The 15,103-nt window shown below is 68.2% G+C and carries 14 protein-coding genes; 9 read left to right on the top strand and 5 right to left on the bottom strand.

The genetic code is table 11. The annotated features are described in order from the left end of the window. Positions 1-92: 92 nt before the first annotated feature. The 7 genes from OHA70_RS18345 (at position 93) to OHA70_RS18315 (ending at position 8,473) form a co-directional block, all read left to right on the top strand. Positions 93-1,679, top strand: coding sequence for an alpha/beta hydrolase (locus OHA70_RS18345; protein ID WP_328334130.1), 1,587 nt, complete (start codon positions 93-95; stop codon positions 1,677-1,679). Positions 1,680-1,756: 77 nt separating this feature from the next. Then, positions 1,757-3,046, top strand: coding sequence for a sensor histidine kinase (locus OHA70_RS18340; RefSeq protein ID WP_328334128.1), 1,290 nt, complete (start codon positions 1,757-1,759; stop codon positions 3,044-3,046). Then, entirely contained in the window at positions 2,949-3,647 is a 699-nt protein-coding gene (locus tag OHA70_RS18335; protein ID WP_328334126.1) for a response regulator transcription factor, read from the top strand. Before OHA70_RS18340 ends, OHA70_RS18335 begins: the two co-directional genes overlap by 98 nt. An 81-nt stretch (positions 3,648-3,728) precedes the next feature. Then, complete coding sequence (locus OHA70_RS18330) at positions 3,729-5,927, top strand: MMPL family transporter (RefSeq protein WP_328334124.1); 2,199 nt, start codon at positions 3,729-3,731, stop codon at positions 5,925-5,927. Positions 5,928-5,991: 64 nt separating this feature from the next. Next, positions 5,992-6,414 (top strand): aspartate 1-decarboxylase, encoded by a 423-nt coding sequence (panD, locus tag OHA70_RS18325; RefSeq protein WP_328335155.1) that lies wholly within the window; start codon positions 5,992-5,994, stop codon positions 6,412-6,414. A gap of 18 nt (positions 6,415-6,432) precedes the next feature. Further along, a complete protein-coding gene (locus OHA70_RS18320; RefSeq protein WP_328334122.1) occupies positions 6,433-7,866 on the top strand; it encodes an aminopeptidase P family protein in 1,434 nt (477 codons plus the stop codon). 76 nt (positions 7,867-7,942) lie between these two features. Further along, a complete protein-coding gene (locus OHA70_RS18315) occupies positions 7,943-8,473 on the top strand; it encodes a pyridoxamine 5'-phosphate oxidase family protein (RefSeq protein ID WP_328334120.1) in 531 nt (176 codons plus the stop codon). Here the strand turns inward: OHA70_RS18315 and OHA70_RS18310 are convergent. The 3 genes from OHA70_RS18310 to OHA70_RS18300 all read right to left on the bottom strand — a co-directional run bounded on the left by OHA70_RS18310 (position 8,451) and on the right by OHA70_RS18300 (position 11,701). Next, on the bottom strand, positions 8,451-8,762 hold the full coding sequence (locus OHA70_RS18310; RefSeq protein ID WP_328334118.1) for a hypothetical protein: 312 nt from the start codon (positions 8,760-8,762) through the stop codon (positions 8,451-8,453). The two genes, OHA70_RS18315 and OHA70_RS18310, sit on opposite strands and share 23 nt — an antisense overlap. Further along, positions 8,711-9,517 carry an MFS transporter gene (locus OHA70_RS18305; RefSeq protein ID WP_328334116.1) on the bottom strand — a complete coding sequence of 269 codons (807 nt, stop codon included), beginning with the start codon at positions 9,515-9,517 and terminating at the stop codon, positions 8,711-8,713. Before OHA70_RS18305 ends, OHA70_RS18310 begins: the two co-directional genes overlap by 52 nt. A gap of 225 nt (positions 9,518-9,742) precedes the next feature. Then, on the bottom strand, positions 9,743-11,701 hold the full coding sequence (locus tag OHA70_RS18300; RefSeq protein WP_328334114.1) for a M13 family metallopeptidase: 1,959 nt from the start codon (positions 11,699-11,701) through the stop codon (positions 9,743-9,745). A 156-nt stretch (positions 11,702-11,857) separates the two neighbouring features. On the opposite strand from OHA70_RS18300, the gene OHA70_RS18295 reads away from it, so the two are divergent. Continuing rightward, a complete protein-coding gene (locus tag OHA70_RS18295; protein WP_328334112.1) occupies positions 11,858-12,931 on the top strand; it encodes an SMP-30/gluconolactonase/LRE family protein in 1,074 nt (357 codons plus the stop codon). Between the two features lie 13 nt (positions 12,932-12,944). Here the strand turns inward: OHA70_RS18295 and OHA70_RS18290 are convergent, their stop codons facing one another. Both OHA70_RS18290 and OHA70_RS18285 read right to left on the bottom strand, forming a co-directional pair. Further along, positions 12,945-13,238 carry an HU family DNA-binding protein gene (locus OHA70_RS18290; RefSeq protein WP_328334110.1) on the bottom strand — a complete coding sequence of 98 codons (294 nt, stop codon included), beginning with the start codon at positions 13,236-13,238 and terminating at the stop codon, positions 12,945-12,947. 134 nt (positions 13,239-13,372) lie between these two features. Then, entirely contained in the window at positions 13,373-14,182 is an 810-nt protein-coding gene (locus OHA70_RS18285) for a phytanoyl-CoA dioxygenase family protein (protein WP_328334108.1), read from the bottom strand. A gap of 72 nt (positions 14,183-14,254) precedes the next feature. On the opposite strand from OHA70_RS18285, the gene OHA70_RS18280 reads away from it, so the two are divergent. Beyond that, positions 14,255-15,058 (top strand): helix-turn-helix transcriptional regulator, encoded by an 804-nt coding sequence (locus tag OHA70_RS18280; RefSeq protein ID WP_328334106.1) that lies wholly within the window; start codon positions 14,255-14,257, stop codon positions 15,056-15,058. Positions 15,059-15,103: the final 45 nt, after the last annotated feature.

Raw genomic sequence — 15,103 nt, 5'->3', positions numbered from 1 at the left:
GCTTCCTGCAACCGAACGACCACCCAGGGCGACCTCCCCGCGCGGTACGTTGCGAAACGCACCCGTCCACTCCTCCTGGAGGTAGTTCGCCGATGCGTCTCCGTGTGGCCCTCACTGCCACCGCAAGCCTGGCCCTGATCGCTCCTGCCGTCTCAGCCGTCGCCGCCACCCCGACAGTTGCTGAGGGCAAGCACCCTCAGGCACTGGTCTTCGGCGCCTGCCCCGACGACATCGCGACGCCGTACCCGGCGCTCACCTGCGCCACCCTGAAGGTCCCGCTGGAATACTCCCGCCCGTACGGCGCCACACTGTCCGTCCTGGTCACGAAGCACGCGGCGAACGACCCGGCCAAGCGGCTCGGCTCGCTACTGGTCAACCCGGGCGGCCCCGGTGGCGGTGGATCGACGCTCGCAGGATCGCTGACCAGGCCGGACCCCACCGGATTCACCCGGCTCGACAAGGGCGTGCTGGACGCGTACGACGTGATCGGCTTCGACCCGCGTGGCGTCTGGCACAGCTCGCCGGTCAGCTGTGCCGCCCCGGACCACTTCACCCCGCCGCAGCCGGACCCGGATGCCAAGGCGAGCCGGTCCGAGCTGTGGAAGCTCTGGAGCAGCTACGCGAAGGGCTGCAACGACCAGAACAAGGCTGTCCTCCCGCACCTCGGCACTGTCGACGTGGCCCGCGACATGGACTCCATCCGCGCGGCCCTGGGCGAGCAGAAGCTCAACTACGTCGGCTTCTCCTACGGTACGTACCTCGGCGCCGTCTACGGGCAGCTGTTCCCGCAGCGGGTCGGCCGGATGATCATCGACGGCAACATCGACCCGACCCCGAAGGACATGTGGTACCAGGCCGGCCTCACCCAGGGCCCGGCGCTGCAGAAGCGGCTCGAGGAGTACTACCTGCCGTGGGTGGCGAAGTACGACAACGTCTTCCACCTGGGCAAGGACGTCGCCACCGTGCGAGCCGCCTGGAACAAGACGCTGACCGACTTCCGCACCACGCCACACGGTGTGGTCGGCGGCAGCGAGCTGCTCGGCACGGCGTACGGGGTGCTGTTCTCCGAGTCGGCCTGGATCCCGTTCACCCAGGCGCTCAGCGCGTACGCCGTCGGCGGTGACGACGCCGCCCTGGTCGGCTTCGCCACGCCGGACACCAGCGCGGACGCCGAGCAGTTCAACGCCATCTTCAACTCGGTGATCTGTGTCGACTCGAAGTGGTCGCGCGACCGGAAGACGTACGAGCGGGACGCGGCCCGGCTGGCGAAGACCTCGCAGTTCTCCTGGTACAACATCTGGACCAGCGGCAGCGCCTGCCAGAGCTGGGCGTTCGACAGCCCGGGCCGGGTCAAGATCACCGGCAAGGGCCTGCCCGGCGTACTGATGTTCAACACGATCGGCGACCCGGCCACGCCGTACGCCGGTGCGCTCAAGATGCATGCGTCGCTGCCGTCCTCGGTCCTGGTCACCGAGAAGGACTCGGGCAAGCACACCGTCTTCTCGAACACGCGCGCCCTGGTCAACCCGGCCGCGAACGCGATCGGCACGAAGTACTTGCTGACCGGTGAGCTGCCGGCCGCCGACACGTCGGTGGCGGGCCACCCGCTGCCGGTACCGACGCCAGCCGCTGTGGCAGCCAAGGTCAGCAAGCCGGACCTGCGGACTCCGTTCGAGTAGGTACTGCGTACGCAGTACTGCGTGGATACGGCCGGTGGACGACGCGTCCGCCGGCCGTGCGCACGTAGAGTGAGGGAATGGCAGCAAGTCCGTGGCAGTCCCGATTCAAGGGGCATCCGTTGGCGTACGACCACGCCATCGTGCTGCTGCTGCTCGCCATCAATCTGCTGCAACCAGGCACCAGGCACGACGGCCGCCAGATCCATCTGACCGTCACCGGCACGATCCTGATCCTGATCGCCTGCCTGCCGCTGGCCTTCCGCCGGAAGGCTCCGCTCGTCGTGCTGACGATCAGCACGCTGGCGACGATCGGTTACGCGGCCACCGCGCAGGTGAAGAGCCCGATCGGCCTCGCGCTGGCCTGCGCGATCTACACCGTGGTGATCCAGAAGGACCGGCGGACCCGCTCGATCGCGTGCGTGTCAGTCGTCGTCGTGATGGTCGTCACGGCTGCACTGTTCACGGACGGTGACCTGCTTGCCAACCTCTCGGTCGCGATCTTCGTACTGTTCGCCGCTGCCATCGGCGAGGCGGTGCGGTACCGGCGGGCTTACCTGGACGAGCTGGAGGATCGGGTCCGCCGGGCTGAACAGTCCCGCGAGGAGGAGGCCGAGCGGCGGGTGATCGAGGAGCGGCTGCGGATCGCGCACGAGTTGCACGACGTGATCGCCCATCACATCGCCTTGATGAACGTACAGGCCGGCGTCGCCTCGCACCTGCTCCGCGAGCAACCGGACGAGGCCGACCGGGCCCTCGCGCTGGTCCGTGACGGCGGCCGGACAGTGCTGCAGGAGCTGACCGTGCTGCTCGGCGTGCTCCGCCGCTCAGGCGTCGACTCGTTGCCGACGGCTCCCACACCCTCTCTGCAGGAACTGAGTGCTCTGATCGAGTCGTCCACCGCGGCCGGAATCACCATCGACTGGCAGCCGCCCGTGCCCACGTCTCTCCCGGACGTGCTCGAGCTGACCACCTATCGCATCCTGCAGGAGTCCCTCACGAACGTGGTCAAACACGCCCCTGGTGCGGCCGTCCGGGTCCGGTTCGAGGAACGGCGCGGGTCGCTCACGATCGAGGTCACCGACGACGGCGGCCACCCCGGTACGCCGTACCGCGACGCCGGTGCCGCTGCTGGTCCGCCCGGCTCCGGTCACGGGTTGCTGGGCATGCGAGAGCGCGTCGCTGCCGTCGGCGGAGACCTGACCGCCGGGCCGCAACCGCACGGCGGATTCCGCGTCCGTGCCGTCCTTCCTCTGGAAACTGGAGCAACTGGTGACGATCCGGGTACTGCTGGCCGACGATCAGAAGCTGATCCGCAGCGGGTTCCGAGTGCTGGTGAACTCAGCACCGGGGCTAGAGGTCGTTGCTGAGGCGGCGAACGGCCGGGAGGCGCTCGAGCTGGCCCGCAGCGAGCGCGCTGACGTAATCCTGATGGACATCCGGATGCCCGAGCTCGACGGTCTGGCCGCGACCCGGCAGCTCACCGCCGATGAGTCGCTGGCCGGGGTCAAGGTGCTGATCCTGACCACGTTCGAGGTCGACGAGTACGTCTTCGAGGCGATCCGGGCCGGCGCGAGCGGGTTCCTCGGCAAGGGCGCCGAGCCGGAGGAGCTGATCGCCGCGATCCACACGGTCGCTCGCGGGGACGCGTTGCTGTCGCCGATAGCCCTGCGTGGACTGCTGAACCGCTTCCTGGCCCAGCCCGAGCTCGACTCCGGGGCCGGCTCCACTGACCTGGCCGTCCTCACCGACCGCGAGCGTGAGGTGGTCGGCCTGGTGGCGCTCGGGCTGTCGAACGAGGAGATTGCCGACCAGCTGGTGCTCTCGCCGTTGACCGCCAAGACACACGTGAACCGCGCGATGATGAAGCTCGACGCTCGTGACCGGGCTCAACTCGTAGTGATCGCCTACCGGTCCGGCCTGGTCCGCGCCGGAGCAGTTGACCAGCCGGGAGTACAGCCGCTGCAGTAGGCAGTACGACGGGCGCAGTACGGCAAGGAGACCGCAGTCACCGGACGCGGACTACAAGGTCCGGACGGAACGATCGTCACCATGGCTACCTACCTCTACCGCCTCGGCCGGTTCGCGTTCCGGCGCCGCCGACTCGTCGTGTTCATCTGGCTGGGCCTGCTTGCCGCGGGCATCACCGGCGCCGCCACCTTGTCCGGGCCGACCGCCAACGGCTTCTCCATCCCCGGTACCGAGTCGCAGCGGGCGATCGACCTGCTCGACCAACGGTTCCCGCAGGCGGGCGCGGACGGCGCCACCGCGCGCATCGTCTTCCAGGCGCCACCAGGCACGAAGCTCGCCGATCCGGGCAGCACCGCCCTGGTGAAGAGCACCCTGGACCGGATCCAGTCCGCGCCGCAGGTGGCCAAGGTGGTGGATCCCTTTGCAGCAAAGGCGATCTCAGCCGACGGGAGGATCGGGTACGCCCAAGTCACGTACGACGTCCCCGCGCAGGAGGTGACGCCAGAGGCGCAGGATGCGGTGGCCGATGCGGTAGGGCCTGCTCGGGACGCCGGCCTCACGGTCGAGCTCGGCGGTGACGCCCTGCAGGCTCAAGGAGCGCAGAGCGCGACCGAGGTGATCGGTGTCGCGGTGGCCGCGGTGGTCCTGCTGATCACCTTCGGCTCGCTGATCGCGGCCGGCCTGCCGTTGCTCTCGGCAATCATCGGGGTCGGCATCGGCGCGACCGTGATCACCGCGGCGACCGGCTTCATCGACATCGGCTCCGGGACGCCGATCCTCGCGGTGATGATCGGGCTCGCGGTCTCCATCGACTACGCCTTGTTCATCATGTCGCGGTACCGGCATGAACTGAGCGCCGGCCTGGAACCCGAGGAAGCCGTCGGCCGGGCGGTCGGGACCGCCGGCTCAGCGGTGGTCTTCGCAGGGCTGACCGTCGTGATCGCCCTGGGTGGCCTGTTCGTGGTGGGTATTCCGTTCCTGACCCAGATGGGCTTCGCGGCTGCCTTCACGGTCGTGATCGCGGTAGCCATCGCGCTCACCTTGCTGCCGGCGGTGCTCGGCATGGCGGGGCGCCGGGTGCTCGGAGGCAAGATTCCTGGGCTGCGCGGCGGCGACACGGAAGGTTCGAGCAGCAAGCCTTCCGTCGGTCGCCGGTGGGCCGGTTTCGTCACTCGGCGGCCGGTCGCTGTTCTGCTGGTGACGGTGATCGGCCTTGGTGCCCTGGCGATCCCCGCGACTCAACTCGAGCTCGGGCTGCCCGATGACAGCACGGCCGCGCCTGCCTCGACGCAGCGCAAGGCCTATGAGCTGTTGTCGGAAGGCTTCGGTCCTGGCTTCAACGGCCCGCTGATGATCGTGGTCGACGCGGCCGGCTCCGCCGACCCGAAGGCTGCGGCGGCGGGTACCGCGGACGCAGTACGCAAGCTTCCGGACGTCGCTGTGGTGACGCCGCCGACCTTGAACCCACAGGGCGACACCGCGCTGATGACGGTGATCCCGGTGAGCGGGCCGGCGACGGCCGAGACCAAAGCACTGGTCAAGGCGATCAGGGACCTCCCGTCGGCTGGCGGCGCCGAGGTGTCGGTGACTGGTGCGACCGCCTTCAACATCGACATCTCGGCCAAGCTGAGCAGCGCGCTGCTGCCCTATCTGTCGCTGATCGTCGGGCTGGCGTTCCTGCTGCTGATGCTGGTGTTCCGTTCGGTGCTCGTGCCGCTGAAGGCGACGCTGGGCTTCCTGCTGACGGTCGCGGCGACCTTCGGTGCCTTGGTCGCGGTGTTCCAGTGGGGTTGGTTCGCCGGCCTGCTCGGGATCGAGGGCCAGACCGGACCCATCATCAGCATGCTGCCGGTGTTCCTGGTCGGGATCGTGTTCGGGCTCGCGATGGACTACCAGGTCTTCCTGGTCACCCGGATGCGCGAGGAGCATGTCCACGGCGCGGCCTCACGAGCAGCGGTCGTCGACGGCTTCAGCCACAGTGCTCGGGTCGTCACCGCCGCCGCGGTCATCATGATCGCCGTCTTCTCCGGCTTCATCCTCTCCAGCGAAACCCTGATCCGCGAGATCGGCTTCGGGCTGGCGATGGCGGTCGCGATCGACGCCTTCATCGTCCGGATGACCATCGTCCCCGCCGTGATGGCCCTCCTGGGCCGCTCAGCCTGGTGGCTCCCCCGGTGGCTCGACCGCCTACTCCCCGACGTGGACGTCGAGGGCGAGAAACTCCGCAAGACGTTCGAACCCGAAGTACCGGAACGAGAGCCCGAACTCGCCTCCCGCTGAACCTGGAGGTCGGAGGTGACGGCGGCCACTGACAGTAGTGGGCGTGGGCTGGATGATGAGCGCCATGCTGCGCTCGATGATGAAGTCCAAGGTCCACCGGGCCACCGTCACCCAGGCCGATCTGGACTATGTGGGGTCGTGCACGCTGGACGCGACGCTGATGGACGCGGCGGACCTGCTGCCCGGTGAGCAGGTCGACATCGTCGACATCACCAACGGCAACCGGCTGACCACGTACCTGATCGAGGGACCGCGCGACACCGGCATCGTCGGTATCAACGGCGCCGCCGCGCACCTGATCCACCCCGGCGATCTGGTCATCCTGATCGCCTACGGGATGTTCGACACCATGGAGGCGAAGACCTTCGAGCCGAGCGTAGTCTTCGTGGACGGGCACAATGCGATCACCCGCATCGGCTCGGACCCCGCCGAGGTGCTGCCGGACAGCGGCACGCTCCGCGGCGACCAACTGCACACCGCGCGCTGAGATGAGGATGGCTCGACGATGAGCGACAGCACGGACAAGGCCCCCAAGACCGCCAGCCACGACAGCGCCTCGGGCGAGAAACTGCGGGAGTTCATGAACTCCGGCTGGGGCTCGATCGAGCGTGACGACGTCACTCTCAGCGACGTCGGCACCTGGGCGGCGAAGCGGCGCGACGCCCTGTCACAGGCGTTCCCCGGCGAACGGCTGGTGATCCCGGCCGGCACCTACAAGGTCCGCTCGAACGACACCGACTACGCGTTCCGCCCGCACACCGACTACGTCTGGCTGGTCGGCGACCAGACCTCCGACGCAGTCCTGGTGCTGGAACCGAACGGCACCAGCGGCCACGACTCGGTGCTCTACTTCCGGCCCCGCGCGGACCGCAGCGAGGGCGAGGAGTTCTGGCGCGACCGGATGTACGGCGAGCTGTGGGCCGGCCGGCGTCCGTCGCTGACCGAGACCGCGAAGGAGTTCGGGATCGAGACGCGGCACGTCGACGCGCTCGCCGACGTGCTCAAGAGCGACGTGCCGACCCGCGTCCGGCGCGGCGAGGAGAGCTCGATCGGCTCGCTGCTCAGCGGCGCGAAGACCGACGAGGAGCGCGACGGCGAGCTCGCCTTCGTGCTGTCGGAGCTGCGGCTGGTCAAGGACGCGTTCGAGATCGAGCAGCTGCGCGAGGCGTGCGCGATCACCCACCGCGGCTTCTCCGACGTGCTGTCCGACATGGCCTCCGTCCGCAAGTACGGCGAGCGCTGGATCGAGGGCACCTTCTGGCGCCGGGCCCGCGCGGAGGGCAACGACGTCGGCTACACGTCGATCGCCGCCGCCGGACCGCACGCGACCACGCTGCACTGGATCGAGAACGACGGCCCGGTCAACGACGGCACCCTGATGCTGCTCGACATGGGTGTGGAGAACCGCAACCTGTACACCGCGGACATCACCCGCACGCTGCCGGTCAACGGCGAGTTCACCCCGCGCCAGCGCGAGCTCTACCAGCTGGTCCTGGACTCGCAGAAGGCCGGCATCGCGGCGCTCAAGCCCGGTGTGCCGTTCCGTTCCGGCCACAACGCGGCGATGGAGGTCATCGTGCGCGGCCTCGAGGCGATGGAGCTGCTCCCGGTCACCGCCGATGAGGCCCTGGATCCGAGCAGCGGCATCTACCAGCGCTACACGTTGCACGGCGTCAGCCACATGCTCGGCATCGACGTGCACGACTGCGCCGCCGCCCGCAACGAGAAGTACAACAAGGGCAACGTCGAGGCCGGCTACGTCCTCACGGTCGAGCCCGGCCTGTACTTCCAGGCCGAGGACCTGACCGTCCCCGAGGACCTCCGAGGCATCGGCATCCGGATCGAGGACGACATCCTCATCACCGCCGACGGCACCGAGAACCTGTCGGACGCCATGCCCCGCGAGATCGACGCCATCCAGTCCTGGATGGCCGGCTAGCCACCCCACCTGGTACTTCCTCCGCCGCGCCGGTGGCGGAAGTACCAGGTGAGCGCAGCCAATGCGACCATCGGCCATGGCGCTGACGAATCCCTGGTTGTCCGGTCCCGCTCCCACCGAGCAGCTCGATCACGAGCGGCTCTCCGAACGCATCCTGAACCTGCTGTCGAGTCAGAACATGTGCGTCCTCGCGACGACCGGCCCGGCCGGACCACTGGCCACGCCGGTGCGGTACTACCACCTCGACTTCACCATCGTCTTCACCGCATCCGGCCGCTCACCGAAGATGCGGAACCTCGCCGCCGACCCGCGGATCTCGATCGGCGTCTTCGCCCCACTGGTCGGACAAGCCAGCAGCCGCGGCGCCCAGCTCTTCGGCACCGCCACCGTCGTCCAACCAGGCACCACCGACTTCGACCGGTACTTCGAGGCCTACCGCTGGCAGTCCGACCATGTTGAGCGGGGCAACTCCCTGGACGAGCCGCCGACCGGCGCACTCGTCGTCGTCGAGCCGCACCGGATCGTCTACACCGAACACTGGCTCCGCCGCGAAGGCTACGCACCCCGCCAACTCTGGAAGCCGATCAGCGCAGGCGCCAGCGAGTGACGCCTGCGGCGAGGGCGACTGGGATCGGGATCATCGCCAGAGCAGCGAAGGTCCCGGCTTGGTCGACAAGTAGTCCGGCAAGCGCAGCGCCGGCTGCGCTGCCTGCTGCTTGGCCTGTCGAGAGCCAGGCGAAGGCCTCGGTCCGGTTGGTCGGGTCGGTTGACCGTTGCAGCAGGACGTAACAAGCCGCCGCGATCGGGGTGAGGAAGAGACCGGCGACACCGAGGAACAGCCCGATCAGCCAGCCTGAAGCCGGCAGGGATCCACTACCGGCGACGGCGACAGGCACGAGCGACAGCGCGAATCCGCCGACCAGCCGGACATAGCGCGCCTTGTCGGTGCGATTGGCTGGTACGAACGTGCCCACCAGGCCGCCCAGGGTGAGGGTGGCCTGGAGGTGCCACCGGTCAGCACTCGTACGGACGCCTTCCGCAAAGCGCCTGAACGCGGGTGACTGCCTCGCTCTGCGTCGGCGGCGCCGCGTGGGATCGCCAGCACGAACAAGGTTGAGCCTGTGACCAGCAATCCGGCGGACAGCGCCAACGCGCTACCGGGTGAGCCGATCGCGGTGATCAGCGCGATCAGCAACGGACCGGACAGGAAGACCAACTGCTGCACCAGCGATTCGAGCGTGTAGGCGGCAGGTAGCGCGTCCTGGGTCACCAGTCGCGGCCAGGTCGTCTTCATACCGGCGGAGATCGGTGGATTTCCGCTGCCGATCAGGCCCGCGGCCAGTAGCGGGATGCCCACGCCGGCCTGGCTGGGGGCGCCGAGCAGAAGGCCGACCCCCAGGACGTGAACAAGCACGGCGGGGAGCACAACCCGAGCGAGCCCCAAGCGGTCGACCAGCCGGCCCTGGACGGGTGTCGTGATCGCATCGCTCAAGGCGATCAGCCCGGCCACCGTGCCGGCGATCAGGTAGGAACCTGTTCGCTCGTTCATCACCAGAATCGTTGCCAGCGGCACCATTCCCTTCGGTACCCGGGCCAGGAAGGAGCTCAGCACCAGCGGGAGAATCGAACGGTCGAACGGGAAGCGGGACATCTGACACCTCGCGAGTCGTCGGGCACGCCACAGCGCACCGACCTCGCCCTACCAGGCTTTTGTCCCTTGAGATGCCCACCTACACAGTGGGTCGCGGCGCTCGGACCAGCCCGGCGACCCACCCACAGTCACCGACGGAACCCTAGCCACGTCCAGTCGAGTACCACCACTCTAAGCAACGCCGCCGCCACCGTCCACCGGCCACCAAGCGGCACCTGTGCGAGGTCACCAGATGCGGACGCGGTCCTCGGGGGACAGCCACATGGTGTCGGAGTCCTTGACGTCGAAGGCCTGGTGGAAGGCGTCGATGTTGCGGACCACCGCGTTGCACCTGAACTCCGGCGGGGAGTGCGGGTCGATCGCCAGGCGGCGGATGGCTTCTGCCTGCCGGGCTTTGCTGGACCAGCCGAGGGCCCAGGCGAGGAAGAAGCGTTGCGATCCGGTGAGGTCGTCGATCGGCGCAGGCTCCTCGCCGCCGGCCAGCGAGAGGGTGTAGGCGACGTAGGCGATCGAGAGGCCGCCGAGGTCGCCGATGTTCTCGCCCAGGGTGAGTTCGCCGTTCACCGTGTGGCCGGGCGCATCGGTCGGCTCGAGCACGTTGTACTGCGCGACGAGCTTCGCCGTGCGTTGCTCGAAGGCGGCCCGGTCGGCATCGGTCCACCAGTCGAGCAGGTTGCCGGCGCCGTCATACTTCGAGCCCTGGTCGTCGAAGCCGTGGCCGATCTCGTGACCGATCACCGCGCCGATCGAGCCGTAGTTGACCGCGTCGTCGGCGTCCAGGTCGAAGAACGGCGGGTGCAGGATCGCGGCCGGGAAGACGATCTCGTTCATCCGCGGGTTGTAGTAGGCGTTCACCGTCTGCGGCGTCATCAGCCACTCGGTCTTGTCGATCGGCTGGCCGAGCTTGGCCAGGTCCCGGGCGGTCTCCACCGCGACCGAGCGGCGGACGTTGCCGACCAGGTCGTCGGCCTTGATCTCCAGGCCGCTGTAGTCCTTCCACTTGTCCGGGTAGCCGATCTTCGGCGTGAAGGTGCCGAGCTTGTCCAGCGCCCGCTGACGGGTCTCGGGCCCCATCCAGTCGAGCGCCTCGATCCGTTGCCGGTAGGCCTCGACCAGGTTGGCGACCAGCTCGACCATCCGCGCCTTGGCGGCCGGCGGGAAGTGCTCGGCGACGTACAGCTGGCCGACCGCCTCACCAAGGGCCGAGTCGACAACGCCCAGCCCGCGCTTCCACCGCTCGCGCAGCTCGGGCGCACCGGTCAGCGTCTTGCCGTAGAAGTCGAAGTTCTCGTCGACGAAGGCCTTGCTCAGCAGCGGCGCGGCGGCGTGCACGATGCGCCAGCTCAGCCACTCCTTCCACTGCTCGAGGTCGATCTCCTGCAGCGCCGCCGCGGCTGCGGTCAGGTACTCCGGCTGCCGCACGACCAGCTGCTCGAATGCCGACTCGGGCACGCCGGCGTTGGACAGCCACGTGGCCCAGTCGAATCCCGGCGTGAGCGCCTCGAGCCCGGCCCGGTCCACCTTGTTGTACGTCGCCGTGACGTCCCGATTGCGCACCCTGTCCCAGTGCCCAGCGGCCAGTCGCGTCTCGAGCGCCATGATCCGCTCGGCGGCACCGCCGGCATCGGGCAACCCGGCGAGTTCGAGCATCCGGGCCAGGTGGGCGACATACGCCGTACGGATGTCCGCGAAGTTGTCCTCGCGGTAGTACGACTCGTCGGGCAGGGTGATGCCGCCCTGGCTCGCGTAGATGATGTACTCGTCGGACTTCTTCGCGTCGATGTCCGCGCCGTAGTAGAAGACGCCGGGCACGCCCTGCAGCTCCAGCTTGCCGAGCGCCGCGACCAGGCCGTCGACGTCCTTGATCGAGGCCACCAGTTCGAGCTGGTCCGCGATCGGGTCCGCCCCGAGCCGCTCGATCGCCTCGGTGTCCATGAAGCTGGCGAACAGGTCGCCGATCTTGCGCGCCTCACTGCCGGCCGGGTGCTCCGCGGCCGCGGTCTTCTCGACGATCGCCCGCACGTCCCGCTCGGCGTCGTCCAGCAGCGCATGGAAGGCGCCGTAGATCGCTTTGTCCGCGGGGATCTCGGTGCGGTCCAGCCACGGCCCGTTCGCATACTGGTACAGGTCGTCCTGCGGCCGGACCGTCGTGGACAGATCCGAGCTGTCGATCCCTGCTGTCATCCCTGCACCGCTCCTCTGCTGGTGGCTGCCACTCACCGTGACATTACCCGTTCGGGCCCAACCACCGGGACCGATATCCACAGCCGCTGAACCGTTCTGCCCAGGCAACCGTGCACCTATTGTTGAAAGCACAACGAGCCAGGAGGGCACTCCGCCATGTCACGCTCACAGCCGAGACAGCTGGGCCGCGTTCTCGCCGCGACTCTCGGCCTCCCCGTACTTCTCCTCGGCAGCCTCACCGCATCCGCTGTCACCGGGACGCCGGCTGCCACGACCGCCGTCAAGCAGCAGACCTCCAGCACGTTCCTGGACGAGGGTCTCTGCGACAAGATCCGTTTCGGGACCAACCCGGCCAACACGCTTGCCGCCACAGAACGCGCCGTTGCGGCCTTCCCCAAGCGCATCAACCTGCCCGCAGGCTTCCAGCCCGAGGGCATCGCGATCGACCACTCCGGCATCGCGTACTTCGGCTCACGCGCGGACGGCGACATCTACGCCGCCAACCTGCGGACCGGCACGGGCACCGTGGTCAGCCAAGGCCCGGGGACCCCCTCGCTGGGCATGAAGCTCGACGAGCGCGACCGCCTCTTCGTGGCCGGCGGGCTCGGCGGCGACGGCCGCGTGATCGACACCCACTCCGGCGAGGTGCTGGCCAGCTACACGTTCGCCACAGCGACCACGTTCGTCAACGACGTCATCCTCAGCAAGGACGCCGCCTGGTTCACCGACTCGCGCCAGCCGGTCCTCTACAAGGTCCCGCTGGGACACAACGGCAAGCTGCCGAGCCAGTCAGCCGTGCAGACGATCCCGCTCAGCGGCGACTACGTGGATGTCCCAGGAGTCAACAACGCCAACGGGATCTCACTCACCCCGGACGACCGCGCCCTGATCTTCGTGCAGTCGTCCACCGGCTTCCTGTTCCGGGTGGACCCGCGCACCGGCGTCACCCGGAAGATCGACCTCGGCGCCACGGTACTGACCGCCGGGGACGGACTACTGCGCTCCAACCACACCCTGTACGCCGTACAGAACCGGCTGAACAAGATCGCGGTACTGGACCTCAACAGCTCGGGTACCAAGGGCCGGCTGGTCAGGGAGATCACCAGCGCCGACTTCGACGTACCGACCACGGCGGCCTTCTTCGGCTCGCGGATCTACCTGCCGAACGCCCGGTTCAGCACTCCGCCGATGCCGGAAACGGAGTACTGGGCAACAGCCGTCCAGCGATGACAGTGCGCGCTGATCAGGAGACGGTGCGGAGGTCGCCCCGGGCAGCAGCCTTGAGGCGGCTTCCGCACGACAGCCGGACGGAGTAGGCGGCGGGGATGGAGAGCGGCTCGCCGGTCTGCGGGTTGCGGCCGGTCCGGGGCGCGCGCATCACCCGCTCGATGCTCAGCAGGCCGGTCAGCGAGACCTTGTCCCCCTTGCGCACGGCCTCGGTGACGACGTCGCCCAGCGCGTCGAGCACCTTCTCGGCCTGGTTGCGCGGGATGCCCGCCTTCGTCGCCACGCCGGCGACCAGCTCGTTGCGGTTCACGGTTCTCCTCAGACTCTCGCCGCCGGATCGGCACCCCATGCGCCGCTCCGGTCGGTCCTCGAAAACCTTAACCGAAATGAATGTCGTTAGCGAGAGCGATCTCAGATTCGGGGGAAATCCCGCGTAAACGCCCTCTAGAGGCCGTCGCGATCGTGCCAATCGGACTGCCAGCGGGGGTCGATGGGGGTGGCCGCCAGTTGGTAGCGGATGTCGGTCGAGAGCCGCATCGTCGACGACACGTTGTCCAGCGCGGCATGCACCGTGTGGGCCGTGTGGATGACCACATCACCGGCCTCGTAGTCGGCGACGAGCCGCTGGGCGTCGTACTCCTCGGCAAGCGCCGGCAGGTCGGCAGTGATCGACGCTGCGGGCCTCTTGAGCGTCCCGGCCGCCTCCTCCCGCAGTACGCGGTGGTGGCTGCCCTCTAGGTAGGTGAGGCCGCCCAGGGATACCGGGCAATCGCCTAGTGGGATCCACGCGGACAGCACCTGGTCAGTGCCCTCACGCAGGTACACGAGGTCGTAGTGCGCCTGGGTCGCCGTACCGATGCCCGCCTCACCAGGTGCGATGTGCCGGATGATCTTGCGCCGATGCAGGAACGTCTCCCCACCCAGGAACCACTCGTACCACCCCCGCAACGCAGGCTGCGCACAGAAGGCCCCGTACTCCGCCCCCGGCACCACCTCGCCGAACAGCACCCGCCGAAGCTCACCCCGCTCCACCTCAACCGGTACGCCATGACTGTCAGCCACCCCGGTCGCCGCGAAGTAGTACTGCCGAAACCCCAGCACTACAGCCGGATCCAGCAACCCACGCAAGAACAGATACCCGTCCCGCGCCAGCCGAGCCCGCAGCGCCTCCCTGTCCCCACGCTCGTGCCGCGGCACCTCACGCAACGCCCCAAGCCGCTCAGGCGGCAACACGTACCCATTAGAAGTCAGCACCCCACCATTGCAACCGCCCACCCCAGCGAACCGGAATGGACTAGCGCACCCACTTCTTGGACTCTTGTACCCATGAGCGATTGGTCGATCTACCTGACGCCAGGGCAGATCGAAAGAGAACTTGGACTCTTCTGCCTAGGCGTCGGCGCCCAGCGCAACCCACCCGGCGAGCCTCCGGAGCGCGCCCTCGGCTGCCATGCCGCTGTCTTCCTCCATCAAGGCAGAGGCCACCTACTGCACGGCCCCGACCGCACACTCCACCCAGTAGAGGCTCCCGCCCTCCTCTGGCTCTTCCCCGGCGTACTGCACGGCTACCGCCCCACTACCCAGTGGCGACAGTCCTGGGTCCTCTTCAGCGGTACCGCAACTAACGCCCTCACCCACCTAGGCCACCTGACCCCACACCAGCCCGTACGCCGGTACGCCGACCCCCGCCCGATCCAACGAGCGTTCGCCAAGCTGCTCCGAGTGGCCCAGACCAGTGAAGTACAAGCGACTGCAGCCCTCTACGACCTCATTGCCACCGCAGCCCAAGAGGACCCGGGCACCGAACTAGTCACCCAACTGCGAGCCATCGCCTGCCAACCACTGTCGATCCCGCAGTTCGCCGAAGCACTCGGAGTGACCGTCGACGAGTTGCGGACAGCAGTCCGGAATGCGGCCGGAACCACGCCGCAGGAGGTGATCTTGACCACCAGGATCAACCAGGCGAAGGCATTACTGGCCGAATCCGACCTCTCCGTCGCAGTGATCGCCCGCGAGGTCGGGTACGACGACCCGGCCTACTTCAGCCGGCTGTTCAGCACCCGCGTCGGCCAGGCGCCGCGCACGTTCCGGCGGATTGGTTCGATCACCGGCCCAAGATCATCCTTTTGATCGACGCCTCCGCAGTCCACGGTCTGAAAGTATTCGTGAAGACCC

This window comes from Kribbella sp. NBC_00382 (genome assembly GCF_036067295.1).
Classification (GTDB): domain Bacteria; phylum Actinomycetota; class Actinomycetes; order Propionibacteriales; family Kribbellaceae; genus Kribbella.
Note: the sequence above shows the minus strand (reverse complement) of the source record. Positions and strands in the feature narration are given on the sequence as shown.

What these genes read in the sequence shown, in the direction of transcription:
- OHA70_RS18345 (WP_328334130.1), top strand. Translation starts at nt 93, where the DNA reads ATGCGTCTCCGTGTGGCCCTCACTGCCACCGCAAGCCTGGCCCTGATC.
- OHA70_RS18340 (WP_328334128.1), top strand. Translation starts at nt 1,757, where the DNA reads ATGGCAGCAAGTCCGTGGCAGTCCCGATTCAAGGGGCATCCGTTGGCG.
- OHA70_RS18330 (WP_328334124.1), top strand. Translation starts at nt 3,729, where the DNA reads ATGGCTACCTACCTCTACCGCCTCGGCCGGTTCGCGTTCCGGCGCCGC.
- panD (WP_328335155.1), top strand. Translation starts at nt 5,992, where the DNA reads ATGCTGCGCTCGATGATGAAGTCCAAGGTCCACCGGGCCACCGTCACC.
- OHA70_RS18320 (WP_328334122.1), top strand. Translation starts at nt 6,433, where the DNA reads ATGAGCGACAGCACGGACAAGGCCCCCAAGACCGCCAGCCACGACAGC.
- OHA70_RS18315 (WP_328334120.1), top strand. Translation starts at nt 7,943, where the DNA reads ATGGCGCTGACGAATCCCTGGTTGTCCGGTCCCGCTCCCACCGAGCAG.
- OHA70_RS18305 (WP_328334116.1), bottom strand. Translation starts at nt 9,517, where the DNA reads ATGTCCCGCTTCCCGTTCGACCGTTCGATTCTCCCGCTGGTGCTGAGC.
- OHA70_RS18300 (WP_328334114.1), bottom strand. Translation starts at nt 11,701, where the DNA reads ATGACAGCAGGGATCGACAGCTCGGATCTGTCCACGACGGTCCGGCCG.
- OHA70_RS18295 (WP_328334112.1), top strand. Translation starts at nt 11,858, where the DNA reads ATGTCACGCTCACAGCCGAGACAGCTGGGCCGCGTTCTCGCCGCGACT.
- OHA70_RS18280 (WP_328334106.1), top strand. Translation starts at nt 14,255, where the DNA reads ATGAGCGATTGGTCGATCTACCTGACGCCAGGGCAGATCGAAAGAGAA.